The organism is Arenibaculum pallidiluteum, assembly GCF_017355985.1.
GTDB classification, from domain to species: Bacteria; Pseudomonadota; Alphaproteobacteria; order Azospirillales; family Azospirillaceae; genus Arenibaculum; species Arenibaculum pallidiluteum.
Genome location: NZ_JAFIQU010000001.1, coordinates 484,993 through 509,126, shown reverse-complemented (window position 1 = coordinate 509,126; position 24,134 = coordinate 484,993). Strand labels below are relative to the sequence as shown.

Annotated in this window: 21 protein-coding genes; 3 read left to right on the top strand and 18 right to left on the bottom strand. The window is 71.1% G+C overall.

Annotated elements, in window-relative coordinates; all coding sequences use genetic code 11:
* Positions 1-40 precede the first annotated feature (40 nt).
* Positions 41-799 carry a hypothetical protein gene (locus JUB13_RS02455; protein ID WP_207477427.1) on the top strand — a complete coding sequence of 253 codons (759 nt, stop codon included), beginning with the start codon at positions 41-43 and terminating at the stop codon, positions 797-799.
* Between the two features lie 39 nt (positions 800-838).
* Positions 839-2,062, top strand: coding sequence for a TCR/Tet family MFS transporter (locus JUB13_RS02450; protein ID WP_207476907.1), 1,224 nt, complete (start codon positions 839-841; stop codon positions 2,060-2,062).
* A 10-nt stretch (positions 2,063-2,072) separates the two neighbouring features.
* Here the strand turns inward: JUB13_RS02450 and JUB13_RS02445 are convergent, their stop codons facing one another.
* From JUB13_RS02445 to JUB13_RS02430, 4 genes are all read right to left on the bottom strand, one after another.
* Positions 2,073-3,173, bottom strand: a complete 1,101-nt coding sequence (locus tag JUB13_RS02445; RefSeq protein WP_207476905.1) for an ABC transporter ATP-binding protein — start codon at positions 3,171-3,173, stop codon at positions 2,073-2,075.
* Positions 3,166-3,834: a molybdate ABC transporter permease subunit gene (gene modB / locus JUB13_RS02440; RefSeq protein WP_207476903.1), complete on the bottom strand. Its 669-nt coding sequence runs from the start codon at positions 3,832-3,834 to the stop codon at positions 3,166-3,168. The genes JUB13_RS02445 and modB overlap by 8 nt, the downstream gene beginning before the upstream one ends.
* An 8-nt stretch (positions 3,835-3,842) precedes the next feature.
* Positions 3,843-4,664 carry a molybdate ABC transporter substrate-binding protein gene (gene modA, locus JUB13_RS02435; protein ID WP_207476902.1) on the bottom strand — a complete coding sequence of 274 codons (822 nt, stop codon included), beginning with the start codon at positions 4,662-4,664 and terminating at the stop codon, positions 3,843-3,845.
* 187 nt (positions 4,665-4,851) lie between these two features.
* Entirely contained in the window at positions 4,852-5,067 is a 216-nt protein-coding gene (locus tag JUB13_RS02430; RefSeq protein WP_207476901.1) for a hypothetical protein, read from the bottom strand.
* A gap of 159 nt (positions 5,068-5,226) precedes the next feature.
* On the opposite strand from JUB13_RS02430, the gene JUB13_RS02425 reads away from it, so the two are divergent.
* Positions 5,227-6,132: a LysR family transcriptional regulator gene (locus tag JUB13_RS02425; protein WP_207476900.1), complete on the top strand. Its 906-nt coding sequence runs from the start codon at positions 5,227-5,229 to the stop codon at positions 6,130-6,132.
* A gap of 9 nt (positions 6,133-6,141) precedes the next feature.
* Here JUB13_RS02425 and ligA read toward each other — a convergent pair whose 3' ends face one another.
* The 14 genes from ligA to mraY form a co-directional block, all read right to left on the bottom strand.
* Positions 6,142-8,241: an NAD-dependent DNA ligase LigA gene (gene ligA, locus JUB13_RS02420; protein WP_207476899.1), complete on the bottom strand. Its 2,100-nt coding sequence runs from the start codon at positions 8,239-8,241 to the stop codon at positions 6,142-6,144.
* A gap of 80 nt (positions 8,242-8,321) precedes the next feature.
* Positions 8,322-9,992 (bottom strand): DNA repair protein RecN, encoded by a 1,671-nt coding sequence (recN, locus tag JUB13_RS02415; protein ID WP_207476898.1) that lies wholly within the window; start codon positions 9,990-9,992, stop codon positions 8,322-8,324.
* 7 nt (positions 9,993-9,999) lie between these two features.
* Complete coding sequence (locus JUB13_RS02410) at positions 10,000-10,821, bottom strand: outer membrane protein assembly factor BamD (protein WP_207476897.1); 822 nt, start codon at positions 10,819-10,821, stop codon at positions 10,000-10,002.
* A gap of 100 nt (positions 10,822-10,921) precedes the next feature.
* Entirely contained in the window at positions 10,922-11,836 is a 915-nt protein-coding gene (lpxC, locus tag JUB13_RS02405) for a UDP-3-O-acyl-N-acetylglucosamine deacetylase (protein WP_207476895.1), read from the bottom strand.
* 278 nt (positions 11,837-12,114) lie between these two features.
* Positions 12,115-13,797, bottom strand: a complete 1,683-nt coding sequence (ftsZ, locus tag JUB13_RS02400; protein WP_207476894.1) for a cell division protein FtsZ — start codon at positions 13,795-13,797, stop codon at positions 12,115-12,117.
* A gap of 62 nt (positions 13,798-13,859) precedes the next feature.
* A complete protein-coding gene (gene ftsA, locus JUB13_RS02395; protein ID WP_207476892.1) occupies positions 13,860-15,125 on the bottom strand; it encodes a cell division protein FtsA in 1,266 nt (421 codons plus the stop codon).
* 121 nt (positions 15,126-15,246) lie between these two features.
* On the bottom strand, positions 15,247-16,164 hold the full coding sequence (locus JUB13_RS31115; protein ID WP_207476890.1) for a cell division protein FtsQ/DivIB: 918 nt from the start codon (positions 16,162-16,164) through the stop codon (positions 15,247-15,249).
* Complete coding sequence (locus JUB13_RS02385; protein ID WP_207476888.1) at positions 16,140-17,063, bottom strand: D-alanine--D-alanine ligase; 924 nt, start codon at positions 17,061-17,063, stop codon at positions 16,140-16,142. The genes JUB13_RS31115 and JUB13_RS02385 overlap by 25 nt, the downstream gene beginning before the upstream one ends.
* Positions 17,060-17,995 (bottom strand): UDP-N-acetylmuramate dehydrogenase, encoded by a 936-nt coding sequence (gene murB, locus JUB13_RS02380; protein WP_207476886.1) that lies wholly within the window; start codon positions 17,993-17,995, stop codon positions 17,060-17,062. Before murB ends, JUB13_RS02385 begins: the two co-directional genes overlap by 4 nt.
* Positions 17,995-19,413, bottom strand: a complete 1,419-nt coding sequence (gene murC / locus JUB13_RS02375) for a UDP-N-acetylmuramate--L-alanine ligase (protein WP_207476884.1) — start codon at positions 19,411-19,413, stop codon at positions 17,995-17,997. The genes murB and murC overlap by 1 nt, the downstream gene beginning before the upstream one ends.
* Complete coding sequence (gene murG / locus JUB13_RS02370) at positions 19,410-20,531, bottom strand: undecaprenyldiphospho-muramoylpentapeptide beta-N-acetylglucosaminyltransferase (RefSeq protein WP_207476882.1); 1,122 nt, start codon at positions 20,529-20,531, stop codon at positions 19,410-19,412. Before murG ends, murC begins: the two co-directional genes overlap by 4 nt.
* Positions 20,528-21,652: a putative lipid II flippase FtsW gene (gene ftsW / locus JUB13_RS02365; protein ID WP_207476880.1), complete on the bottom strand. Its 1,125-nt coding sequence runs from the start codon at positions 21,650-21,652 to the stop codon at positions 20,528-20,530. The genes murG and ftsW overlap by 4 nt, the downstream gene beginning before the upstream one ends.
* Positions 21,649-23,034 (bottom strand): UDP-N-acetylmuramoyl-L-alanine--D-glutamate ligase, encoded by a 1,386-nt coding sequence (murD, locus tag JUB13_RS02360; RefSeq protein WP_207476878.1) that lies wholly within the window; start codon positions 23,032-23,034, stop codon positions 21,649-21,651. The genes ftsW and murD overlap by 4 nt, the downstream gene beginning before the upstream one ends.
* 4 nt (positions 23,035-23,038) lie before the next feature.
* On the bottom strand, positions 23,039-24,124 hold the full coding sequence (gene mraY / locus JUB13_RS02355) for a phospho-N-acetylmuramoyl-pentapeptide-transferase (protein WP_207476875.1): 1,086 nt from the start codon (positions 24,122-24,124) through the stop codon (positions 23,039-23,041).
* Between the last annotated feature and the right edge of the window lie 10 nt (positions 24,125-24,134).

Sequence of the window (24,134 nt, the reverse complement as noted above, 5' to 3'; positions counted from 1 at the left end):
GCATGCGCCGCACCCGTCGCAGAGGCGAGAAACCAGCGTGATGAATCCGCAAGGCTCGAAGACCCGCCGCCCCTTCATGGCGGAGCTGCAGCAGCTCAAGCGGCTGGGGGCCGCCCTGTCGGGCGAGGGGCAGGCCGCCGAAGCCCTCGGCAACGGCGCTGCCAATGGCGCGGTTACGACCGTCGCCGAGGTGGACCAGACCGAAGTGCTGTCCGCCATCGCGGATCTCAGCGCGAAGCTGGACCGCTTCATCAACAATGATCAGATCGAGATCGAGAAGATCCAGATCGAGATCTCCGACATTGCCGGGCGCATCAAGGCGACCAAGGCCGAGATGGCCGCGCTGCGCCATCCCCTGGCGGACGAGGATCGTTTCCAGGCGGCGTCCGAGGAGCTGACGGCCGTGGTCTCGGCGACCGAGAGCGCGACCCACACGATCATGTCGGCCGCCGAGGAGATCGACGGCATCGTTCATGAGCTCAAGAGCACGCTTCCGTCCGACAGCTACAACGCAGGGCGGGTCCACGATCTTGCCGAGCAGGTCACCAAGATCTACGAGGCCTGCAACTTTCAGGACCTGACCGGGCAGCGCATCAACAAGGTGGTCCGGGCGCTCTCCTTCATCGAGGAGCGCGTCGAGGCGATGATGAGCGTCTGGAACAAGAAGGAGTTCGAGTTGATGCCGCTGCCGCCCGGCCTCTACAAGAGGGACGACGGGCTGGACCTGCATGGCCCCAACGAGGTGAATGCCAACAAGGGCATGATCAGCCAGGCCGACATCGACGCGCTCTTCGGCTGAGTTCCGTCGGGGCCGGCGCGTCGCAGCGGGACATGAGGCATGGCAGCGCCATCCGCGGCTGGCCCGCGCCGTGCGGCGCTGGCCTTCATCTTCGTCACCATCGTGCTCGACGTGCTGGCACTCGGGATCATAGTCCCGGTGCTGCCCCGGCTGGTCGTCGAAATGACCGGGGACACCGTCTCCGGGGCCGAGATGTTCGGCCTGTTCGGGACGGCCTGGGCCGTGATGCAGTTCCTGGCCTCGCCCGTGCTCGGCGCCCTGTCGGACCGGTTCGGGCGACGCCGGGTGCTCCTGCTGTCCAGCTTCGGCCTCGGCCTCGACTATGTGCTGATGGCGCTGGCGCCGACGCTCGGCTGGCTTTTCCTGGGCCGTGTGATCTCCGGCGTCACGGCCGCGGGCTTCGCGACGGCTGGCGCCTACATCGCCGATGTCACGCCACCTGAGCGAAGGGCTGCCAGCTTCGGGCTGCTCGGTGCCGCGTTCGGGCTCGGTTTCGTCCTGGGGCCCGCTGCGGGCGGGGTCCTGGGCGGGATCGACCCGCGGCTGCCGTTCTGGGCGGCGGCCGGGCTGACGCTCCTGAACGCCGCGTACGGCTTCTTCATTCTCCCGGAATCCCTGCCGCGCGAGCAGCGGGCGGCCTTTTCCTGGCGCCGGGCTAACCCCGTCGGTGCGCTCGGGCTGCTGCGCGGGCATCCCGGCCTGCTCGGCATCGCGGCGGTCGTGTTCCTCTACAACCTCGCCCACGAGGCGCTGCCCAACGTGTTCGTGCTTTACACGGGCTACCGGTACGGTTGGGACGAGACGCGGATCGGGCTGACCCTCGCAGCCGTCGGGGTGTTCAGCGCGATCGTGCAGGGCGGGCTCGTGCGGGTCGCGGTGGCGCGCCTCGGCGAACGGCGGACACTGATCCTGGGCCTGTCTTGCGGCGCCCTGGGCATGGCTGCCTTCGGAGCGGCGGCGACGGCCACGATGTTCTGGGCAGCGATCCCGGCCCTCGCGCTCTGGGGCCTTTCCGGACCGGCGGCCCAGGGCCTGATGAGCCGGCGCGTCGAGCCCGGCGAGCAGGGACGGCTGCAGGGCGCGCTGACGGCCCTGCACGCGTTGGCGGGGCTGGCAGGACCTGGCCTCTTCACCCTGGCCTTCGCCCGCGGCATCGATGAGGCCGGCGCGCAGGTGCCAGGGGCGCCCTTCCTCCTGGCGGCCCTTCTCCTGGGCGCCTCCGCCGCGCTGGCCTGGCTGATCGCGGGACGCTCGCGCGGCTGATCGCGGGATATCAGATCCGGGGCATCAGATGGATGCTGTCGGCCAGCAGCGAGACCGTGACTTCCACCCCGACGGACACGGCGTTCCGATGTGCGACATGGACGGGCACCGAGAGCGCGAGGGGGGCATCCGGCGAACCATCCGCGAGGACCACCATGCTCGCATTTTCGCCGAGCGGCACAAACTCGGCGACGCGGCCAGCCACGGGATTCTCGCGCTCACCGCGCGACGGGCGGTCCCGCCGGTGCAGGAGGACGCCGGAGGCCGGGATGCACCAGGGCACCACCGAGCCGGCCGCGACGTCCGCCCGCGGCGCCGCCTCGAGCACATGGCCGCGCCACGCGACCAGGGTGCAGGTCTCGCGATGCTCCAGAACCCGGCCCTCGAAAATGTTGCGGATGTCGATCAGCCGCGCGACGTCGGGGCTCGCCGGCCGCGCCATGACCTCGAGCGGCGGCCCCTCCTGGAGCGTGCGGCCCCGGTGCAGGATGCACAGCCGGTCCGACAGGAGGGCGGCCTCCTCCAGGTCATGGGTGACGAGCACCACCGGCATGCCGAGCGTTCCGTGCAGCTCGGCGAGTTCGCGGTAGAGACGCTTGCGGGTCGCCCTGTCGACGGCCGAGAAGGGCTCGTCGAGCAGCAACACGGCCGGGTCGCGGGCGAGCGCGCGGGCCACTGCCACGCGCTGCTGCTGCCCGCCCGAGAGCGCCGCTGGCCGGCGCTCCTCGAGGCCGCCGAGATGAACGCGCTCCAGGATAGCGCGGCCACGGGCGTCGCGCTCGGCGCGCGAGACACCCTGCATCGCGGCTGTCACGTTCTCCAGCGCCGTCATGTGCGGAAACAGCGCGTAGTTCTGGAACACGAATCCGACCCGGCGCCGATGGGCCGGACGGTCGATCCGCGCATCATCGTCGAACCAGGTTTCGCCGCCGCACAGGATCCGGCCCATGGCCGGCCGGTGGAGGCCCGCGATGCAGCGCAGGACCGTCGACTTGCCGCTTCCCGAGGGCCCGACGAGCGCCAGCAGCTCGCCCGGCGCGCAGGCGAGCGCGACATCCAGCGGGATGGGGGAATCCTGCCGAAGGCTGACCGACAGCGCGGGATCAGGCACGGCGGCGGCCCACCCGCCCGGACAGGACATAGGTGATCCCCAGCGCGGCTAGCGAGCTTGCCAGCAGGAAGGCCGACATGGCTCCCGCGGCTCCTTCGTCGAAGGCCTGCACCCGGTCGTAGATCGCGATCGCGATGGTCTTGGTCTCTCCGGGAAGGCTCCCGCCGACCATCAGCACGACACCGAACTCCCCGAGCGTGTGCGCGAAGGTCATCACCATGCCGGTCACGATCCCGGGCCATGCGAGCGGCAGGTCGATACGCCGCAGCACCTGCAGGGGCGCCATGCCCGAGCATGCGGCGGCCTCCCGCACCTCGCCGGGCACGGCCTCGAAGGCGCGCTGCATGGGCTGGATCGCGAAGGGAAGGTTTACGAGAACCGAGGCCGCGAGCAGCCCCTCGAAGGTGAAGACGAGCGTGCTGCCGAACATGGCCTCATAGAGGCGCCCCGCCGGCGAGCTCCCGCCGAACGCGACCAGCAGGTAGTAGCCGAGGACCGTCGGCGGCAGCACGAGGGGAAGCGTCAGCAGAGCTTCGACGAAGCCGCGACCGCGGAAGCGCCCCCAGGCGAGCAGGCGGCCCAGGACGATCCCGATCGGCAGAAGGACGAGGCAGGTGGCGCCGCCGAGCCGCAGCGAAAGGCCGAGCGCCGTCCAGTCCACGGATGCCCTCAGGAGCCTTCGCCGGGCAGGACGAAGCCGTACCGGCGGAACACCGCCCGGGCCTCGGCCTCCTGGAGATAGGCGTAGAAGCGCCGCGCGGTGTCGCCGGCTTTCTGCAGAAGCACCATACGCTGGCGGAGAGGCGCGTGCCATTCCTGCGGGAGCAGCACGAAGGAGCCGCGGTCGCCGACGCCATCGGCCAGCGCCAGGGAATAGGCGAAGATGCCGCCCTGGGCGGAGCCGGTCATGGCGAACTGGGCAGCCTGGGATACGTTCTCGCCGAGAACGAGGCTCGGCTGCACGGCGTCCCAGACGCCCTGGGAGCGCAGCGCCTCCTCGGCCGCCCGGCCATAGGGCGCGTGCTCGGGATTGGCGATGGCAAAGCGTTTCACGCGGCCGTCCCGCACGGCCGCCGCAAGGCCGCGCAGGGAGTCGGCGGTCGAATAGGGCGAACCCTTGGGAACGAAGAGGACGATGCGGCCGACGGCGTAGAGAGCGCCGCGGTCGGCTGTCAGCCCTGCGTCGGCGAGGCGCAGCACGAAGTTCTCGTCGGCCGACAGGAACAGCTCGAACGGCGCGCCCTGCTGGATCTGGCGCGCGAAGTTGCCCGAGGAGCCGAAGGCCAAGCGCAGGTCCTGCCCCGTGGCCCCGCGAAAGCGGTCCGCGATCTCCTCGAGCGCGAATTTCAGGTCGGAGGCCGCTGCGATCACGGGGACAGGCTCGGCGGCCCGTGCGGGCGCGATGGCGCCGCACAGCACGGCCGCGAAAAGTGCCAGGGAGGCGAGGAGGCCGCCGCGGTGGGATCGGGCATGTGAGGCGCCAGCAGCCATGCATCCTCCGGACGACGATCGGTCCCTTGGACTATAGCGGTTGGTCCCGAGCGTTCCAACCGGCTCGCATGCGTGCCGGAGCGTGGATTGCGGCGCGGGACATCGCGGGGGATGTCGGCCGCCGTGCCCGGCGGGGTGCGCCGCCGGCGCGGTGCGGACGCAACGGGCGTCCGCACCGCGTGGAAGGTCAGTTGTTCGAGTAGGGGCCGGTCGTCGAGGTGTCGATCGCGACGGCGTCGCCATTCGTCGACTGGGTCGCCGGGGCCGAGGTGGTCCGGGTGTCCTGGGTCTGGATGGTGCCCTGGGTCGTCGGGAACATCGGGTTCGGCGTGCCTTCGCCCGCGACGGCGGTGCCGGCGGTCAGCAGGGTGGCGAGGACGACGGCGTTGGAGATGATCTTCATGATTCTTTCCTTTCTCTCGTCGGGGGCTTCGGTGGACCGCGCCGCCTCGACAGGAAGGAAGATATGCATGCGGTGGCGGATCATAATCCCGCCGCTGCTTGACAGATTGTTCGACGACATTGACCAATCCGCAGGGAACAAATCCCGGAGGATCACCGATTGGACCGGCTCACCGCCATCGAGGCATTCGTCCGCGTCGCGGAGCGCGGCGGGTTCACGCAGGCGGCGAAGACGCTGCGCATCTCGCGCGCCATGGTCAGCAAGCATGTCCAGGATCTCGAGGATCTGCTGGGCGCGAGGCTGCTGCAGCGAACGACCCGGCGGGTCGGGCTGACGGAGGCGGGGCAGGTCTATTTCGAGCGATGCCAGCGGATCCTCGCCGATCTCGCCGAGGCGGACGCGGCCGTGGGCGAGCTGCAGGGCCAGCCGCGCGGCACGCTGCGACTGAACGCCCCGATGTCCTTCGGCGTCCTGCATCTGGCGCCGGCGATCGCCGACTTCACGGCCGTGCATCCGCAGGTCAAGGTCGACATGACGCTGAGCGACGGTCTCGTCGACCTGGTCGAGGACGGCTATGACCTCGCCATCCGCATCGGCGCGCTCGCCGACAGCTCGCTGATGGCGCGGCGTCTTGCCCCGTCGCGCGTCGTGCTCTGCGCCACTCCCGCCTATGTCGACGTCCATGGCGAGCCGCGGGAGCCCGACGAACTTGCCGCGCACAACTGCCTGACCTTCGCGGGAATGCGCGACGAGTGGGGCTTCGACGGACCGGCCGGCCACGTTTCGGTGCGGGTCTCGGGCGCGCTCCGCGCCAACAGCGGGGAGGCCCTGGCGGCGGCTGCGCTCCGCGGGCAGGGAATCGTGCGGCTGCCGACCTTCATCGTCGGCGAGGACCTGAAGGCCGGACGGCTGGTGCCGCTGATGCCGGGCTACCAGCCGCCGGGGACGACGATCTCCGCGTTGTACCCCCACGCCCGGCATCTGGCCGCCAAGGTCCGGAGCTTCGTGGACTTCCTGGTCGCACGTTTCGGCGAGACGCCGGAATGGGACGCCTGGATGCCCTGAGGCCGGGGGTCAGGTTGCGGAGACGAGGTCCAGCCACTCCTGCTCCGTCAGCGTCGTGACGCCGAGGTCGCGCGCCTTCTGGGCCTTGCTGCCGGCATCGGCGCCGACCACCAGGTAGTCCGTCTTCGCGGAGACCGAGCCCGCGACCTTGGCGCCCAGGGCCTCGGCCCTTGCCTTCGCCTCGCTGCGCGTCACGCTCTCCAGCGTTCCCGTGAAGACGACGGTCTTGCCGGCGATCGGCGAGGCCTGGACGCGCGGCGGGTCGTAGTCCAGCACCTCGACGCCGGCCTCGCGCAGGTCGGCGATGACCTTGCGGTTGTGCTCCTCGTGGAAGAAGGCGATCAGGTCGTCCGCCATGGACTGGCCGATGCCGCCGATGGACAGGAGCTCCCCCATGGCCTCGGACCCGATCGTCCGCGCGCCCTCCATCCCGTCCATCAGCCTGTCGAGCGACAGATAGTGGCGTGCCAGGAGCCTGGCGGTGGCCTGCCCGATCTGCGGGATGCCGAGCGCGAAGACGAAGCGGTCGAGCCCGATGCGCCGGCGCGCCTCGATGCTGGCGAAGAGCTTCTCGACCGAGCGGGCGCCCCAGCCCTCGCGTTCCTCGAGGCGCGGGAAGTCCCGCCCGTTGGTCTCCTGCAGGCGGAAGATGTCCGAGGGGCCGCGGACGCGGCCCTCGTTCCAGAACTCGCGGATGATCTTCTCGCCGAGCCCTTCGATGTCGAAGGCGTCCCGCGACACGAAGTGGCGCAGCCGCTCCACTGCCTGGGCCGAGCAGATCAGACCTCCCGTGCAGCGGCGCACGACCTCGCCCTCGGGACGGACCGCGTCGCTGCCGCAGACCGGGCAGATATGGGGGAATACGTAGGGCACGCTGCCTTCGGGGCGCAGTTCAGGCACCACGGCCACCACCTGCGGGATCACGTCGCCCGCGCGCTGGATCACCACCTGGTCGCCCACGCGGATGTCCTTGCGCTGGATCTCGTCCTCGTTGTGCAACGTCGCGCGGCTGACCACCACTCCGCCCACGGTGACCGGCTCCAGCTCGGCGACGGGCGTCAGGGCGCCCGTACGGCCGACCTGGATGGTGATCTCGCGCAGGCGGGTCTGGGCGCGCTCGGCGGGGAACTTGTGGGCGATCGCCCAGCGCGGCGCGCGGCTGACGAAGCCCAGCCGCTCCTGCCAATCCAGCCGGTCCACCTTGTAGACGACGCCGTCGATGTCGAAGGACAGCGAGGGACGCAGCACCTGGATCCGCTCGTAATAGGCGAGGATCGCCTCGACCGTGTCGCAGCGCTCGGCAGGCTCGTTCAGGGCGAAGCCGAACTCCTTCAGCCTCTGGCGCGCTTCCCACTGGGTCGGCGCCAGCTGCGCCGACAGCTCGCCCCAGGCATAGCCGAAGAAGCGCAGCGGGCGGCCGGCGGTAATCCGGGGGTCGAGCTGGCGCAGGCTACCGGCGGCCGCGTTGCGCGGGTTCGCGAACGGGCGCTCGCCGCGCTCCTGCTGCCGGCGGTTGAGATCCAGGAACTCGGTGCGGTCCATGTAGACCTCGCCCCGCACCTCGATGACCCCTGGCGGTGAATCCTTCAGGCGCTTCGGGACGTCGGCGATGGTGCGGACATTCTCGGTGACGTCCTCGCCCTCCGCCCCGTCGCCCCGGGTGGCCGCGAGGACGAGCAAGCCGTCCTCGTAGCGCAGCGAGCAGGACAGCCCGTCGACCTTCGGCTCGGCGACGCAGCAGGGCGGCTCCTTGAGGTTCAGGAAACGCTGGACCCTCTCGATGAACTCGGCCGCCTCCTCCCGAGCGAAGGCGTTGCCCAGCGAGAGCATGGGCATGCGGTGCGCGACCTTGCGGAACCCCGCCGCCGGCGAGGCACCGACGGTCATGGAGGGCGAATCGGTGCGGCGCAGCTCGGGGAAGCGAGCCTCGATCTCCTCGTTGCGCCGGCGCAGCGCGTCATAGGCCGCGTCCGAGATCTCGGGCGCGTCATGCTGGTGATAGAGCCGGTCGTGATGCGCGATCTCGGCAGCCAGGGCCGCCAGCTCGCGGGCTGCCTCGTCCGGGGTCAGGCTGTCGGCGGGAGTGTTCCTGAGGGTCGGCTCGGCCATGCTGGTCCGCGCGAAAGGGGAGGGGCGGTGGCAGGATAGCGGGGCGGCCGTGGGGCGCAATGGCCGCGTCCGCGGGCCGCTCAGACGCGGGCGGCGATCAGCTTCGCGGCCGCGGCGCGGGCTTCCTCTGTGACCGTTGCGCCCGACAGCATGCGGGCGATCTCCTCGCGCCGCTCCGGCTCGGGCAGGGCGACCACGTCGGTCATCGTCCTGCCGCCCTTGGTGGCCTTCTGCACGCGCCAGTGATGGGCGCCGCGGGCCGCCACCTGCGGGCTGTGGGTGACGACCAGGACCTGGTGCGTCTGACCCAGGCGCGCCAGGCGCTCGCCCACCGCGTCGGCAACGGCGCCGCCGATGCCGGTATCGACCTCGTCGAAGACGAGCGTCGGAACCGTGCCGACCTGCGCCAGCACGACCTTCAGCGCCAGCATGAAGCGCGCGAGCTCGCCGCCCGAGGCGATCTTGGCGAGCGGTCCCGGCGGCGCCCCGGGGTTCGTGGCGACCACGAAGGCGACGCGATCGATGCCGTCGGGGCCCCAGCCGGCCTCGCCCTCGGCGGGCTCGACCACGGTCGCGAAGCGGGCCTTGTCGAGCTTCAGCGGGGGCAGCTCGGCCGCCACGGCCTTGTCCAGGCGGCCTGCCGCCCTGACGCGGCCCGCCGACAGCGCCTGGGCGGCCGCGAGATAGGCCTCGCGCGCCTGCGCGGACTGCTGGGCAAGGACCTGGAGGCGATCGCCCTGGTCCTCGATCAGCGCAAGCCGCCCGGCCAGCTCGCGCCGCAGGGCCGGCAGGGCGTCGGTGGAAGTGCCGTGCTTGCGCGCGGCCGCGCGCAATGCGAACAGCCGCTCCTCCATCTTCTCCAGCGTCCGCGGATCCATGTCGATGCTGCTCGACACGGCGTTCAGCGCGGCCACCGCCTCGGCCAGCTCGGCCGCGGCGCGGTCGAGCCCGGCGATCACGGGATCCAGCCGGCCCGCAGCCCTGTCGGCGATGCGCGAGAGCGTGCGCAGCGCGCCCGCGATGGCGCGCTCGGCGCCGCGGTCGCCCGACAGCTCGGCACTGGCGCCGTTCAGCGCCTCCATCAGCCTTTCGCCATGCATCAGCACGGCGCGACGCTCGGCCAGCTCCTCCTCCTCGCCCTCGCGGGGGTCCAGCGCGTCGAGCTCCGCCACCGCGTGGCGCAGATAGTCCTCCTCGGCCCGCGCCCGGCGGATCTCGGCGTCGGCGTTGGCGCGCGCCTCCTCGACCTGGCGCCAAGCGGCCCAGGCTTCGCGGGCGCGGCCGGCCTCGGCGGAGAGCCCGCCGAAATCGTCGAGCACGCCGCGGTGGGTGCGGGGATCGAGCAGGCCGTGGGTCTCGAACTGGCCGTGGACCTCGACCAAGCTCTCGCCGATGCGGCGCAGCAGCGCAACCCCGACCGCCTGGTCGTTGACATAGGCGCGGCTGCGTCCGTCGGCGCTCAGGACCCGGCGCAGCACAAGGGTGTCCTCGGCCTCCAGGCCCTGCTCGCGGACGATCTCCATGGCGGGATGGTCCGGCGGCAGGTCGAACTCGGCCGTGACGGATGCCTGCTCGGCCCCGTGGCGCACCAGCGTGCTGTCGCCGCGGCCGCCCAGTGCAAGACCCAGCGCGTCGAGCAGGATCGACTTGCCCGCCCCGGTCTCGCCAGTCAGCACGCACAGACCCCGCGCCCAGGCGAGCGACAGGCGCTCGATCAGGACGACGTCCCGGATCGAAAGGGCTGCGAGCATCAGGCGCTCAGAACAGCGCGTTCCAGGCGCGGCCGAACCAGGAACGCTCGGCGGGCGGGCGGACGCTGCCGTCCACCAGCAGCGCGTAGCTGTCGGTGTACCATTCGCTGCCCGGGAAGTTGTGGCCGAGGACCGCGGCCGTCGCCTTGGCCTCGTCGATGACGCCCAGCGCCAGATAGGCCTCGGTCAGGCGGTGCAGCGCCTCGGGGACGTGGCTGGTCGTCTGGTAGCGGTCGACGACGGTGCGGAAGCGGCCGATGGCGGCGTTGTAGTGGCCCTGGCGCAGGTACCAGCGGCCGATCTCCATCTCCTTGCCCGCCAGATGGTCGAGGGTCAGGTCGATCTTCAGCTTGGCGTCGCGGGCATAGGGCGTATCGGGGAAGCGGCGCACGACCTCCTGCAGGCCGTCCAGCGCCTGCTGGGTCATCTTCTGGTCGCGGGCGACGTCCGAGATCTGCTCGTAGTACGACAGGCCCTTCAGGTAGTAGGCGTAGGCCACGTCCTCGTTGCCGGGATGGAGCTGGATGAAGCGGTCGAGCGCGATGATCGCGTCGTCGTACTTCAGCGCCTGGTAGTTCGCATAGGCCGCCATGAGCTGGGCGCGCGTCGCCCAGGTCGAGTAGGGGTGCTGGCGCTCGACCTCGTCGAACTCCTTGGCGGCCTCGATATAGGCCCCCTGGTCGATCTGCCGGGCGGCCCTGTCGTAGATCTGCTCGACCGGACGCTCGACATATGGCGTCTCGTTGGGGCTCGAGGAGCAGCCGGCGAGGCCGCCGGCCAGACAGGCGGCCGCGATCAGGGACGGGACGGAGGGGCGGCGCAGGATCATCGCTGGTGTCACTCGGGAATGCGCGGAAGCGTGCGGATATATAGCACGCCCGCGTCCCGCCGAAGCAAGAACAGCCGCGCCCCTGGCGGGCGCGGCGCAATCACGCGCAGGCGGCCGCCACGCGCTTGTCCCACTGCAGGAGCCCGCCGCCGGTGGTCTCCTCCACGCGCTCCCAGGCCGAAGCGTCGGCGAAGAGCGCGTGGAGCAGGTCGTTATTGAGCTGGTGCCCCGAGCGGACGCCGTGGAAATGGCCCTGGATCGGAGCTCCGGCGAGATAGAGGTCGCCGATGCTGTCCAGGATCTTGTGGCGGACGAACTCGTTGCTGAAACGCAGCCCACCCTCGTTCATCACGCGCTGACCGTCGATCACCACGGCGTTATCCAGCGAGCCGCCGCGGGCGAGGCCGATCGAGCGGAGATGGTCGACCTCGTGCAGGAAGCCGAAGGTGCGGGCGCGGGCGATGTCCTCGGCGAAGCTTTCCTCGGTCAGCGTGAAGCTCGCCTGCTGGCGTCCCACGGCCGTGCCGGAATAGTCGAGGTCGAAGCTGAAGCTCGTGGTGGTCCCGGGTGTCAGGCGCGCCATGCGGGTGCCGTCGCCGACCGTGACCTCCTTGAGGACGCGGATGACGCCGCGCGGCTCGGCCTGTCGCTCGATTCCGGCGCAGCCGATCAGGAAGACCCAGGGAGCGGCACTGCCGTCCATGATCGGGATCTCGGGGCCGTTGACCTCGATGACGGCGTTGTCGATGCCGCAGCCGCGCAGGGCCGCCATCAGATGCTCGATCGTGCCGACCCGCGTGCCCGCCTCGTTGGCGATCACCGTGCAGAGCTTCGTGTCCACCACAGCGTCCCAGCGGGCCGGGATCACCGCGCGATCGGCCGGAACGTCAGTGCGCACGACGGTGATGCCCGTGCCGGCGGCGGCCGGCTTCAAGGTCGTCGCGACCCGGGCACCGCTGTGCAGACCGATGCCGGTGCACGGGATGGCGGCCTTGAGGGTGTGCTGGAAAGTCATGGGATGCCCTGGCTCCGGTCCTGCTCGAGACCCTCTTCTCCGAACAGATCCTACTTCCTGTTGGGGTGGATCCGGTTGGCGACGCTAGGTCTCGGCTACTAGCTAGCGGTCGCCCCTGTTGACTACAAATCACCTTTTGTTACGGAATGTTACGCCCCAACTGGGGCCAAGCCCTTGGAAAGAAAAGCCCCCGCGCCTTGGAAGGCACGGGGGCGAGGGGCGGGGGCCATGGGCCCCCGCCAGGCATTCGGACGGAAGGAAAGCTGCCGGGGCCGGCGTCAGTTCGCCTGGCGGCGCAGGAACGCCGGAATGTCCAGCATGTCCTGGTCGTGGGCGGTCACCGGACGGTCGGCCGGGGCAACCGCGAGCGTCGGCTGTTGCGGCTGCTGCGCTGGGGCGGCAGGACGCTGCGGAGCCTGGGCGGGTGCCGACAGCGTGGGGGCCGACAGGGTCGGCGCCGCCGGGGCGGCCTGGGCCGGGGCTGCCGGCGTCGCGGTTTCAACCGGATCGCTGCCTTCGACGATGCGGCGGCTCAGCCCGGTGACGATCCCGAACAGGCCTCCACGCTTCTTCGGCGCGGGATCCGCGGCGGGCGGGGTGAAGCGCTCGGGCGCGGCCACCGGCGCACGGGGGGCCTCGACGGGCTGCGGCGGGATGAAGGTCTCGCCGCGCTGAGCCGCCGGCTGCGCCGGGACAGGCTCGGCCACCGCCGCCTGGGCGGGCTGGGCAGGGGCGGGCGTCGCCGCCGGCTCGACCTGCGCGGGCTGCACGACCGGCTCGGGCGCGTGCTCGAGCTTGCGGGCGGTCGCGGCCGCCGAGGCGACCGGTGCCGGGGCCATGGGGGCCGGAGCCAGGGTGTGGTGGTAGTCGGGGCCGCTGCGGACGGCCTCGGCGCGGGCCGGCGCCGCGGCGGGGCGGAGCGCCGGGGCCGAGGCGGTGCGGCCGCCGACCACGGCCAGCGCGGGCGCCGCGACCGGGCGGGTCTGAGCGATCGGCAGGGTGTCGATGCCGGTCGCCACGACCGAGACGCGCATGCGGCCGTCGAGCGAGGGATCGAAGGTGGAGCCGAAGATGATGTTGGCGTCGGGGTCGACCTCGTCGCGCACCCGGTTGGCCGCCTCGTCAACCTCGAACAGCGTCATGTCCATGCCGCCGGTGATGTTGATCAGCACGCCCTTGGCGCCCTTCATCGAGACGTCGTCCAGCAGCGGGTTCGAGATCGCGGCCTCCGCCGCATCGATCGCCCTCCGCTCGCCCGTCGCCTCGCCCGTGCCCATCATCGCCTTGCCCATCTCGGTCATCACCGAGCGGATGTCCGCGAAGTCCAGGTTGATCAGGCCCGGCTTGACCATCAGGTCCGTCACCCCCGAGACGCCGGCATGCAGAACGTCGTCCGCCATCTTGAAGGCGTCCGCGAAGGTCGTCTTCTCGTTGGCCACCCGGAACAGGTTCTGGTTCGGGATGATGATCAGCGTGTCGACATACTGCTGCAGCTCGCCAATGCCGCTCTCGGCCAGGCGCATGCGGTGCGCGCCCTCGAAGTGGAAGGGCTTGGTCACCACGCCGACGGTCAGGATGCCCTTCTCACGCGCCACCCGGGCGATCACCGGGGCCGCCCCGGTGCCGGTGCCGCCGCCCATGCCGGCGGTGATGAAGCACATGTTGGCGCCCTCGAGATGCTCGAGGATCTCCTCGATCTGCTCCTCGGCGGCGGCGCGGCCGACATCGGGGCGCGAGCCGGCGCCCAGGCCGCGGGTGATCGTGGTGCCGAGCTGGATGCGCTTGGTCGAGAGGCTGCCCTTGAGCGCCTGGGCGTCGGTGTTGGCCACCACGAACTCGACCCCTTCGAGCTCGGAGCGGATCATGTTGTTCACCGCGTTGTTGCCGGCCCCGCCGACGCCGAACACCGTGATCCGCGGACGCATCTCGAAATCCGCCTCGGGCACGCTCAGGTTGATCATCTCTCAGCCTCCAGTCCGAAATTAAACGTCCGTTGCCTCTACGCCCCGTGTAGCCCGCGGGCTCACAGGTATTCCCTTATCCAGGTGCCGACGCGGCCGAGCAGGTGCCGCGGCGCTTCGACCTCGGCCAGCATCGGCAGTCCGTCGACACCCTGCACAGCATGGATCAGCAGGCCGGCGGCGGTCGCAAAGGCGGGACCCCCGGTCGCCTCGGCCAGGCCGCCGACACGCGTCGGGCGGCCGGCCCGGACCTGCTTGTCCAGGATCAGCTGCGCAAGCTCGCGCGTCCCGGGAAGCTGGCTCGCTCCCCCGGTCAGCACGACGCGGCGGCCCGCCGCGCGGCCGAAGCCGCCGTGATCGAGCCGGTCGCGCACGAGCTCGAAGATCTCCTCCAGGCGCGGCTGGATGATCCCCACCAGCAGCGACTTCGGCACGTGGTTCGCCTGTGCGGGCTCGTCCTCGCCGACCTGCGGAACGTCGATGTAGTCGCGCTCGTCGGCGTCGGCCGCCATGGCGCTGCCGTACAGCGTCTTCAGCCGCTCGGCATGGACGACGGGCGTCGTCAGGCCGCGGGCGATGTCGTTGGTCACGTGGGCGCCGCCGACCGGCACGGAATCCGTGAAAACCAGCCGGCCGTCCACGAAGACCGCCATGGATGTGGTGCCGCCGCCCATGTCGATCACGGTGGCGCCGAGCTCCATCTCGTCCTCGACCAGCGCCGAAAGGCCGGCGGCATAGGGCGAGATCACCATGCCGCCGACATCGAGGTGGCAGCGGGCGACGGAGGTCTGCAGGTTGCGCACGGCGCTGCCCTGCGCCGCCACCACGTGGAGCTGCACGGCAAGCCGGTCGCCCGACATGCCGCGGGGATCGCGGATGCCGCGGTTCCCGTCGATGGAGAAGCCGGTGGGAATGGTGTGCAGGAGCTTCTGGTCGGGGTTTGCCTGAACCTGCCGCGCCTGGGACATCACGCGCCGCAGCTCGGCGTCACCGATCTCGCCGCCGCCGAGCGGGACCTCGACCGGGATCGTGCGCGATGTCGGCTGCCCGCCGGACACGTTCACGACGACCTGCCGGATCTGCGCCTCGGCCATCTGCTCGGCCTGGTGGACGGCATGGGCGATCGACGTCTCGGCCGCTTCCATGTCGACGATCGTGCCGGCCTTCAGGCCGCGGGAAAGCTGGTGCCCGATGCCCACGACGCGCACGGCGCCCTTGTCCTCGACCCGGGCGATGAAGCAGCAGACCTTGGTCGTGCCGACGTCGAGCGCGGCGACGATGTCGCCGCGGGCCGGTCGCTTCGCTTTCTTTCCGCCGTTGAGGGCCATGTGAGGTCCGGATCCTTAGCGAATCGCGTTGCGCGCTATACTATCGTTAGGGTTAACCCGAAGTACAGTGCCTTTGTTAACCACGGCCACCAAATTTGGGGCCAAATCAAGATTTAGAGGCTCATATCTTTTCCTGTGGAAGCTTTCGGCGCTCGGCCGAGGCGGTCGAGGTCTGGATCACGAGTCGGTCGGGCAGGCGCAGGTCGATCGCGACCACGTCGCGGTCGAGGATCGGTTGCTTGGCAAGCACCTCTGCAAGGCGGGCGAGCGCCCGGTCCACGCCGGTTTCCGGCAGGCGGACCGAGACGCCGTTGTCCAGCCGCAGGTCCCAGCGGCGCTGGCCGACGCGGACCGCGGCCTCCATGCGCTTCACGAGATCGCCATAGGGGGCGAGGTCCTGGAGCAGCGCCGCGGCGTATTTCGGGGCGTCGCTGCCGACCAGGATCGGCAGGTTGCGGTAGCGGCCGAGATCGTGGTCCGTCAGCACGGTGCCGTCGGTGTCGATCAGCGCCAGCTTGCCGTCGTGCTGCCAGAGCGCCAGCGGGCGCCGCTCGGTCAGGCGCACGAACAACGTATCCGGCAGACGCCGCTCGATCACGGCGGTGGCGACCCAGGGGAGCCGCTCCAACTCGGAGCGCGCCCGGTCCAGGTCGACCGCCAGCAGCGGGCTGCCGCTGCCGACCCCGAGGGCGTCCATGATGTCGCCGCGCGGCGTCTCGCCCCGGCCCTCGACCAGCACGTCGCGGACCGTGAAGCCCGCCCCGGCGGTCACCTCCGCGACCCGCTCGGCGACGCTCTCGCCGATCTGGCCGACGGTGCGCTCGGCATGGCCGCTCTGCACCGACCACCAGCCGAAGCCAGCGATGGCGATGACGGGTGCCGTCCATGCGAAGACGCGCAGCGCCGGACGGGTCCAGGCCGGCCAGGCGCGCCGGCGCGTCGCCTTCTGGGCCGCGCGCTGCGCCGCCTTGCGCGAGCGCTCGGCCGCGCGGGCGCGCAGGTCGTCGGGGGCGCTCAGCGGGCGGGCTTGGCGCGACACAGGGCGTCCTCCACGATCCAGGCGCAGAGATCGGCATAGGAGATGCCGAGATGGCCGGCCTGCTCGGGAACGAGCGAGAGCGGCGTCATGCCCGGCTGGGTGTTGATCTCGAGGAAGTAGAGCCCCTCGGTCCCGGGCTTCGTGTCGTCCCAGCGCAGGTCGCTGCGGCTGACGCCCTGGCAGCCCAGCGTCTGGTGGGCGAGCAGCGAGAAGCGCATGGCCTCGGCATAGACGTCCGGGGGCAGGGGGGCCGGCACCAGGTGCCGCGCCATGCCCGCGGTGTACTTCGCCTCGTAGTCGTAGAAGCCGCTGTTGGCCTGGACCTCGGTCACGGCCAGCGCGCGGTCGCCCATCACGCTGACGAAGAGGTCGTGGCCGGGAACGAACTCCTCGACCAGCACCAGCTCGTCGGGGTCGCCCTCGATGCTGCTTCGGTTGTCGCCCTCGCGCACGACGGCGACGCCGACACTGGACCCCTCGTTGACCGGCTTCACGACGAAGGGCGCCGGCATGGCCTCGCCCCGCGCGGCCGCGGCGCGGGTCACGGTGGCGCCGCGCGGCGAGCGCACGCCCACCGTCTGGAGCAGCCGCTTCGTCATCGGCTTGTCCATCGCGACGGCCGAGGCCAGCAGGCCCGAATGGGTGTAGGTGATGCCGAGCATGTCGAGCACGCCCTGGATCACGCCGTCCTCGCCGCCGCGGCCGTGCAGCACGTTGAAGACCACGTCGGGCCGCGGCTCCAGCGCGCGCAGCAGGGCCGGCAGGTCGCGCGAGACGTCGTAGGTCGCGACCTCGTAGCCCTTCTCGCGCAGCGCCGCGGCGGCGCCCGCGCCGGTGCTCAGGGACACGTCGCGCTCGGCGGACCAGCCGCCCATCAGGACAAGGACGCGCGTCTTCATGCTCGTTCTCCAGCGGCGGGAACGCCGATGCGGCGGATCTCCCACGCCAGCTCGATGCCGGACGTCTCGAGGACGCGGCGGCGGACCTCCTCGCCGAGCCCTTCGAGATCGGCTGCGGTCGCATCGCCCGTGTTGATCAGGAAATTGCAGTGCTTCTCGGACACCTGGGCGCCGCCCAGGCGCAGGCCCCTGCATCCGGCGCGGTCGATCAGCTCCCAGGCCTTCGCGCCGGGCGGGTTGGCGAAGGTCGATCCTCCCGTGCGGGCCCGCACGGGCTGGCTGTCCGCGCGCAGGCGCGCGATCTCGTCGATGCGGGCGCCGATGACGGCGGGATCGCCGGGCTCGCCTTGGAAGGTGGCGCCGGTGAAGATCCAGTCCGAGGGTGCGTCGCTGTGCCGGTAGGACAAGCCGAGCCCCTCGGCCGGGACGCTGTGGCGCCCGCCCGAGCGGTCGACCGCCGCCGCCTCGACGAGCACGTCCTTGACCTCGTGCCCGTAGGCGCCGGCGTTCATGCGCAGCGCGCCGCCCACCGTGCCGGGGATGCCGGACAGGAACTCCAGCCCCGCAACGCCGGCGTCGCGGGCGGACAGGGCCACGTTCAGGTCCAGCGCCGCGGCGCCGGCCTGCACCAGCCCGTCCGCGCAGGACACCTCCGAGAAGCCGCGCGCCAGGCGGACGACCACGCCCGGGACGCCGCCGTCGCGCACCAGCAGGTTCGAGCCGACGCCGATCACGGTCACCGGCACATCGGCCGGACAGCCCGCCAGGAAGGCCGCCAGGTCGTCGGCATCGGCGGGCTTGAACAGCACCTCGGCCAGGCCGCCGGCGCGGAACCAGGTGGTCGCGGCCAGCGGCGCGTCGGCGCTGATCCGTCCGCGCACGGGCGGCAGCCGCTCGATCAGGTGGTTGCGCACGAGCGCGGCCGCGGCCATCAGCGGGTGGCCTCCCGCAGCCGGTCGAGCTCGGCGGGCAGGGCGTTGGCCCAGTTGGTGATGGTGCCGGCGCCCAGGCAGACCACCAGGTCGCCGGGACGGGCCAGGTCCATCACCATGGCCGGGAGCTGCTCCGGCGAGGGCAGGGCCAGCACGCCCTTGTGGCCGCGCAGGCGAAGCCCCTCGACGAGGGCGTCGCGGTCGGCGCCGGCGATCGGCGCCTCGCCGGCGGCGTAGACATCCGCCACCAGCACGACGTCGGCGTCGTTGAAGCAGGTGCAGAACTCCTCGAACAGCGAGGAGAGCCGGCTGTAGCGGTGCGGCTGCACGACCGCGATGGTGCGTCCATCGCCGGCCATGCGGGCGGCCTTCAGCACCGCCTGGATCTCGACGGGGTGGTGTCCGTAGTCGTCGATCACCGTCACGCCGCCGCTCGTCCCGGTCTTGGTGAAGCGGCGCTTCACGCCCGTGAACTTCGCGAAGGCCTGGCGGATCGCGTCGTCGGGAATGCCCATCTCGGCCCCGACCGCGATGGCGGCCAGCGAGTTCTGCACGTTGTGCAGCCCGAACATGGGGAGGAAGATCTCCGGGATCACGCGCTGCTCGCCACCCACGCGCTCGCTGACCGTCACGTCATAGCGCGCGCCCTCGGTCGAGGTGCGGACGTTGACCGCGCGGATGTCGGCCTGGGGGCTGAAGCCGTAGGTGATGATCCGCCGGTCGGCGACCCGCGGGATCATGGCCTGCACCTCCGGATGGTCGATGCAGAGCGTCGCGAAGCCGTAGAAGGGGATGTTCTGCACGAAGGTGTCGAAGGCGGCGCGGACGGCGTCGAAGGTCCCGTAGTGGTCGAGATGCTCGGGATCCATGTTGGTGACGACCGCGATCACCGCCGGCAGCTTGGTGAAGGTGCCGTCGGATTCGTCGGCCTCGACGACCATCCATTCGCCGGAGCCCAGGCGGGTGTTGGTGCCGTAGGCGTTGATGATGCCGCCGTTGATCACCGTCGGGTCCAGCGCCGCGCTCTCCAGCACCGCGCCGACCATGCTGGTGGTCGTGGTCTTGCCATGGGTTCCGCCGATCGCGATCGACCAGCGCAGGCGCATCAGCTCGCCCAGCATCTCGGCACGGCGGACCACGGGGATCAGCGCGGCGCGGGCCGCCTGGACCTCGGGGTTGTCGCGCTTGACCGCGCTGGAGATCACGACCACGGACGCGTCGGCCAGGTTCTCGGCGCGGTGGCCGACCTCGACCGGGATGCCCAGCGCGCGCAGGCGCTTCACGTTGGCGTTCTCGGACAGGTCCGAGCCGCGTACGGCGTAGCCGAGGTTCTTCAGCACCTCGGCGATGCCGCTCATGCCGATCCCGCCGATGCCGACGAAATGGATGGTGCCGATGTTCAGGGGAAGGGCTCTCATGCGGCGTTCTCTCGGGTCTCGATCTTTCGGCCGGCGGCCGCGGCAAGCGCGACCTCGGCAAGGCGGGAGGCGGCGTCGATGCTGCCCCAGCCGCGCGCGGCGCCGGCGGCAGCCGCCAGGACGCCCGGCGCGTCCAGCAGGGCAGCGAGGCGCGCGGCGAGCGCGTCGGGCGTGAAGTCGGGCTGCTGCATCAGCCAGGCGGCGCCGGCGGCCTCCGCCGCGCGGGCGTTCGCGGTCTGGTGGTCGTCGGTCGCGTGGGGGTAAGGGACCAGCAGGGCGGGCCGGCCGGCGGCCGTCAGCTCGGCGACTGTGGACGCGCCGGCGCGGCAGACCATCAGGTGGCAAGCGGCGAGCCGCTCGGGCATGTCGCGGAAGAAGGTCTCCAGCTCCGCCCGAACGCCGAGGGCGGCATAGCGGCGGCGGACCTCCTCGATGTCCTCGGGGCGGGCCTGCTGCGCGAGGCGCAGGCGCGCGCGGTGCCCAGCGTCCAGACGCTCCAGCGCCGCCGGGACGACCTCGCTGAAGATCCGCGCGCCCTGGCTTCCGCCGGTCACCAGAATCGACAGCACGCCGCCATCGGGCGCGGGATAGGGACGAGCGCGCAGCGCCGCGATCGCGGGGCGGACGGGGTTGCCGGTCAGCACCAGCTTCCCGGCATCGGCCGGGCGGACGGCCTCGACCTCCGGGAAGGCCGTGCAGATCGAGACGGCGCCGCCGGCCAGCAGCCGGTTGGCGCGGCCGAGGACGGCGTTCTGCTCGTGCAGGACGGTCGGGATCCCCGCGCGCTGGGCTGCCAGCACCGCCGGGACCGAGGGATAGCCGCCGAAGCCGACCACGGCGGCCGGGCGCAGCCGGCCCAGCAGCTTCTGGGCCTGCAGCGTGCCGAGGCCGAGCTCAACCAGCGCGCGCGCCTTGCCGAGCAGCCCGCCGGACGGCGAGGCCGCCCGGATGCGCAGGACCGGCACCTCGGGCAGCGCGTCGCCGAAGGCCTTGCCGCGCCGGTCGGTCACGAGGGCGACGGCGTGGCCGCCGGCCAGCAGCTCGCGGGCCAGCGCCTCGGCCGGAAACATGTGGCCGCCGGTGCCCCCGGCCGCGAGCAGGATGGGGCGCCCGGTCATGGTGCGTCCCCCGCGCCGAAGCGCTTGCGCGTGAGGGCCAGCAGCATGCCCATGCCGAAGCCGAGGGCCAGCATGGAGGAACCGCCGTAGCTGATGAAGGGCAGGGTCATTCCCTTGGTCGGGATCAGGTGGAGCGAGGACCCCATATTGATGATCGCCTGCAGCCCGAACTGCATAAGAAGGCCGGCGACGGCCAACATCACGAAAAGGTTCTCGTCCCGCATGGCGCGCGAGAAGCCGCGCAGCACCACGAAGGCGAAGAGCGCCACCAGCACGAGGCACCAGATCAGCCCGAACTCCTCGCCCGCGACCGAGAAGATGAAGTCGGCATGGGCGTCGGGCAGGCTCATCTTCACGGTGCCCTGGCCGGGGCCGGTACCGAACAGGCCGCCGTTCTGGAAGGCCTCCAGCGAGCGGTTGACCTGGTAGTTGTCGCCCGCCGCGGGGTCCAGGAACCGGTCGACGCGGCTCGTGACGTGCGGGAACATCAGGTAGGCGCCCATCAGGCCAAGCGCGCCCATGGCGACCAGCGCCGCCACCAGCACGATCGGCAGGCCCGCCAGGAAGAACTGCCCGAACCACACCGCGGAGATCACGAAGGTCATGCCCAAGTCGGGCTGCAGCATCAGCAGCATCACGACCAGGAGGTACAGCGCGATGGAGATGGCGCCGCCCGGGATGTGATCGGTGGTCTTCTGCAGCGTGAAGAGCCAGGCGGCTACGACCGCGAAGGCCGGCTTCACGAATTCCGAGGGCTGGATGGAGATGCCGGGCACGTGGATCCAGCGCCGCGCGCCCTTGATCTCGAAGCCGACCAGCGGCGTGAGCGCCACCAGCGCCAGCGCCGCCAGGAACACGATCAGCGCCGTCCGGCGGATGCCGCGGGGCTCCATCAGCGAGACGCCGACCATGATCGCGAGGGCCGGGAGCAGCGTCAGGACGTGTCGCTGCACGAAATGGAAGTTGTCGAGGCCGATGCGCTCGGCCACCGCCGGGCTTGCGGCCTGGACGAGGACGACGCCGAAGCCCATCAGCAAGGCGACAGCCGCGAGGGTCCAGCGGTCGACCGTCCACCACCAGCGGCCGAAGACGGACTGGTCCGTGCGCGAGAGCGTGATCACGGAGGGGTCCCTCCCTTCTCGATCTCGGCTCGGGCCAGGGCTGCGAAGATCTCGCCCCTGTGCTCGAAGCTCCGGAACTGGTCGAAGGAGGCGCAGGCCGGCGAGAGCAGGACGGTCGCCCCCGGCAGGCGTTCCGCACGCGCCATGGAGGCGGCCTCCGCGACGGCCCTGTCGAGCACGCCGCAGCGGGTGAAGGGCACGTTGCGGTCGGCGAGCCAGGCCGCGAAGGCCTCGGTCGCGTCGCCGATCAGGAAGGCATGGCGGATCCGGCCCATATGGGGCTCCAGCCCGGCGAGGCCGCCGTCCTTCGCCTGGCCGCCCAGGATCCAGTAGATGTCGTCGTAGCAGACCAGCGCCTTTTCGGCGGCATCGGCGTTGGTCGCCTTGCTGTCGTTCACCCAGCGGACGCCGTCGGCCTCGCCGAGGAACTGTTGGCGGTGGGCAAGGCCGGGAAAGCTGCGGATGCCCGCGACGATGGCATCGACCTCCACGCCGGCGGCCCGGCAGGCGGTGAAGGCCGCAGCGGCGTTCTGCCAGTTGTGCCGGCCCGGAAGCGTCGGGATGCCGCGCAGATCTAGGACGGGCTCCGCGCCGCCGTCGAAGAGCAGGCCGTCGCGCACCCAGACGCCGGGCACCTCGCGCTCGGCCGAGACCGGGATCACGGCTACGCGGCCCTCGGCCTCGAGCTCGTCGAAGATCGCACGGGTATGGTCGTCGTCGACCGCGACCACCGCCGTGTGGGACCGGGCGGGATGCTGAAAGATCCGCCGCTTGGCCGCGACGTACCCGTCCATGCCGCCGTGGCGGTCCAGGTGGTCGGGCGTGACGTTCAGCAGCACGGCGACGTTGAAGCGGATCGAGGGCGTCAGCTCGAGCTGGTAGGACGACATCTCCAGCACGTAGACGCCGGCCTCGCCGAGCGGTGCGAAGGTCAGGACGGGCGTGCCGAGATTGCCGCCGACCTCGACCGGCCTGCCGGCCCCCTTCAGGATGTGGCCGATCAGCGAGGTGGTGGTCGACTTGCCGTTGGTACCGGTGATCCCGACATAGGCCGCCGCCGGGCGGGCCCGGAAAAGCAGCTCGACGTCGCCGATGATCGGGATGCCGGCGGCGCGGCAGCGCGCGGCCACCGGGCTCGGAACGGGAAAGCTGTGCGGGATGCCCGGCGAGAGCACCAGGGCCTCGACCCCCGAGAGCTCGGCACCGTGGAGATCCGTCAGGGCAAGGCCTGCCGCCTCGGCTGCCGCGCGGGCGCCGGCGCCGTCGTCCCAGGCCAGGACCTCCGCCCCGGCTGCGGCGAGCGCGCGCGCCGCCGCGAGGCCCGACTTGCCGAGCCCCATGACCGCGAAGCGCTTGCCCCTGGCGAAACCCAGCTCGATCATGGCGTCACCGAAGCTTGAGCGTGCTGAGGCCGACCAGGGCCAGGATCACGGCGATGATCCAGAAGCGGATCACGACCGTGGGCTCCGCCCAGCCCTTCTTCTCGAAGTGGTGGTGCAGCGGCGCCATGCGGAAGACGCGCTTGCCGGTCAGCTTGAACGAGGCGACCTGGACGATCACCGAGACCGCCTCCAGCACGAACAGGCCGCCGATGATGGCCAGCACCAGCTCGTGCTTGGTGACCACGGCCGTCGCGCCCAGCGCGCCGCCGACCGAGAGCGACCCCGTGTCCCCCATGAAGACCATGGCCGGGGGCGCGTTGAACCACAGGAAGCCGAGCCCGGCGCCGACCAGCGCGCCCAGCAGCACCGTCAGCTCGCCGGTGCCGGGCACGTGGTGGATCTGGAGGTAGTTCGCGAAGACCGCGTTGCCGACGAGATAGGCGATCAGCCCGAAGCAGGCCGAGGCGATCATCACCGGGACGATCGCGAGCCCGTCCAGCCCGTCGGTCAGGTTCACGGCGTTGGAGGCGCCGACCATCACGAAGGCCGCGAAGGGGATGAAGAGGATGCCCAGGTTGATCAGGACATCCTTGAAGAACGGCAGCGAGAGCCCGTTGGCGTTGGCCGGCGTGCTGACCCAGGTGATCAAGGCGCCGGCCACGAGGCCGATCGCGATCTGGCAGATCAGCTTGCCCTTGCCCGAGAGACCCTTCGGGTTGCGCTTGGTCAGCTTCAGGTAGTCGTCGCCGAAGCCGATCATGCCGAAGCCGATGGTGACCATCACCACGATCCAGACATAGGCGTTCGACAGGTCGACCCAGAGCAGCGTGCTGATGATCACGGAGATCAGGATCATCAGCCCGCCCATGGTGGGCGTGCCCTTCTTCTTGAAGTGCGTCTCCGGCCCGTCGCTGCGGATCGGCTGGCCCTCGCCCTGCTTGGTGCGCAGCCAGCGGATCAGGTTCGGGAAGAAGACGAAGCTGATCACCGCCGCGGTCAGCACGGCCCCGCCGGTCCGGAAGGTCAGGTACCGGAAGAGGTTGAAGAGCTGGAACTCGTCCGCCAGCGGGAACAGGAGGTGGTAGAGCATTCCTTGAAGC

Excerpts from the sequence above, each read along its gene's own strand:
- murB (WP_207476886.1), bottom strand. The coding sequence starts at position 17,995 with ATGGCCGCGGCCGCGCTCGTGCGCAACCACCTGATCGAGCGGCTGCCG.
- mraY (WP_207476875.1), bottom strand. The coding sequence starts at position 24,124 with ATGCTCTACCACCTCCTGTTCCCGCTGGCGGACGAGTTCCAGCTCTTC.
- JUB13_RS02450 (WP_207476907.1), top strand. The coding sequence starts at position 839 with ATGGCAGCGCCATCCGCGGCTGGCCCGCGCCGTGCGGCGCTGGCCTTC.
- recN (WP_207476898.1), bottom strand. The coding sequence starts at position 9,992 with ATGCTCGCAGCCCTTTCGATCCGGGACGTCGTCCTGATCGAGCGCCTG.
- ftsZ (WP_207476894.1), bottom strand. The coding sequence starts at position 13,797 with ATGATCAACCTGAGCGTGCCCGAGGCGGATTTCGAGATGCGTCCGCGG.
- modA (WP_207476902.1), bottom strand. The coding sequence starts at position 4,664 with ATGGCTGCTGGCGCCTCACATGCCCGATCCCACCGCGGCGGCCTCCTC.
- ftsA (WP_207476892.1), bottom strand. The coding sequence starts at position 15,125 with ATGGCCCTCAACGGCGGAAAGAAAGCGAAGCGACCGGCCCGCGGCGAC.
- JUB13_RS02410 (WP_207476897.1), bottom strand. The coding sequence starts at position 10,821 with ATGATCCTGCGCCGCCCCTCCGTCCCGTCCCTGATCGCGGCCGCCTGT.
- JUB13_RS02385 (WP_207476888.1), bottom strand. The coding sequence starts at position 17,063 with ATGAAGACGCGCGTCCTTGTCCTGATGGGCGGCTGGTCCGCCGAGCGC.
- murC (WP_207476884.1), bottom strand. The coding sequence starts at position 19,413 with ATGAGAGCCCTTCCCCTGAACATCGGCACCATCCATTTCGTCGGCATC.
- murG (WP_207476882.1), bottom strand. The coding sequence starts at position 20,531 with ATGACCGGGCGCCCCATCCTGCTCGCGGCCGGGGGCACCGGCGGCCAC.
- ligA (WP_207476899.1), bottom strand. The coding sequence starts at position 8,241 with ATGGCCGAGCCGACCCTCAGGAACACTCCCGCCGACAGCCTGACCCCG.
- lpxC (WP_207476895.1), bottom strand. The coding sequence starts at position 11,836 with ATGACTTTCCAGCACACCCTCAAGGCCGCCATCCCGTGCACCGGCATC.
- murD (WP_207476878.1), bottom strand. The coding sequence starts at position 23,034 with ATGATCGAGCTGGGTTTCGCCAGGGGCAAGCGCTTCGCGGTCATGGGG.
- JUB13_RS02455 (WP_207477427.1), top strand. The coding sequence starts at position 41 with ATGAATCCGCAAGGCTCGAAGACCCGCCGCCCCTTCATGGCGGAGCTG.
- JUB13_RS02430 (WP_207476901.1), bottom strand. The coding sequence starts at position 5,067 with ATGAAGATCATCTCCAACGCCGTCGTCCTCGCCACCCTGCTGACCGCC.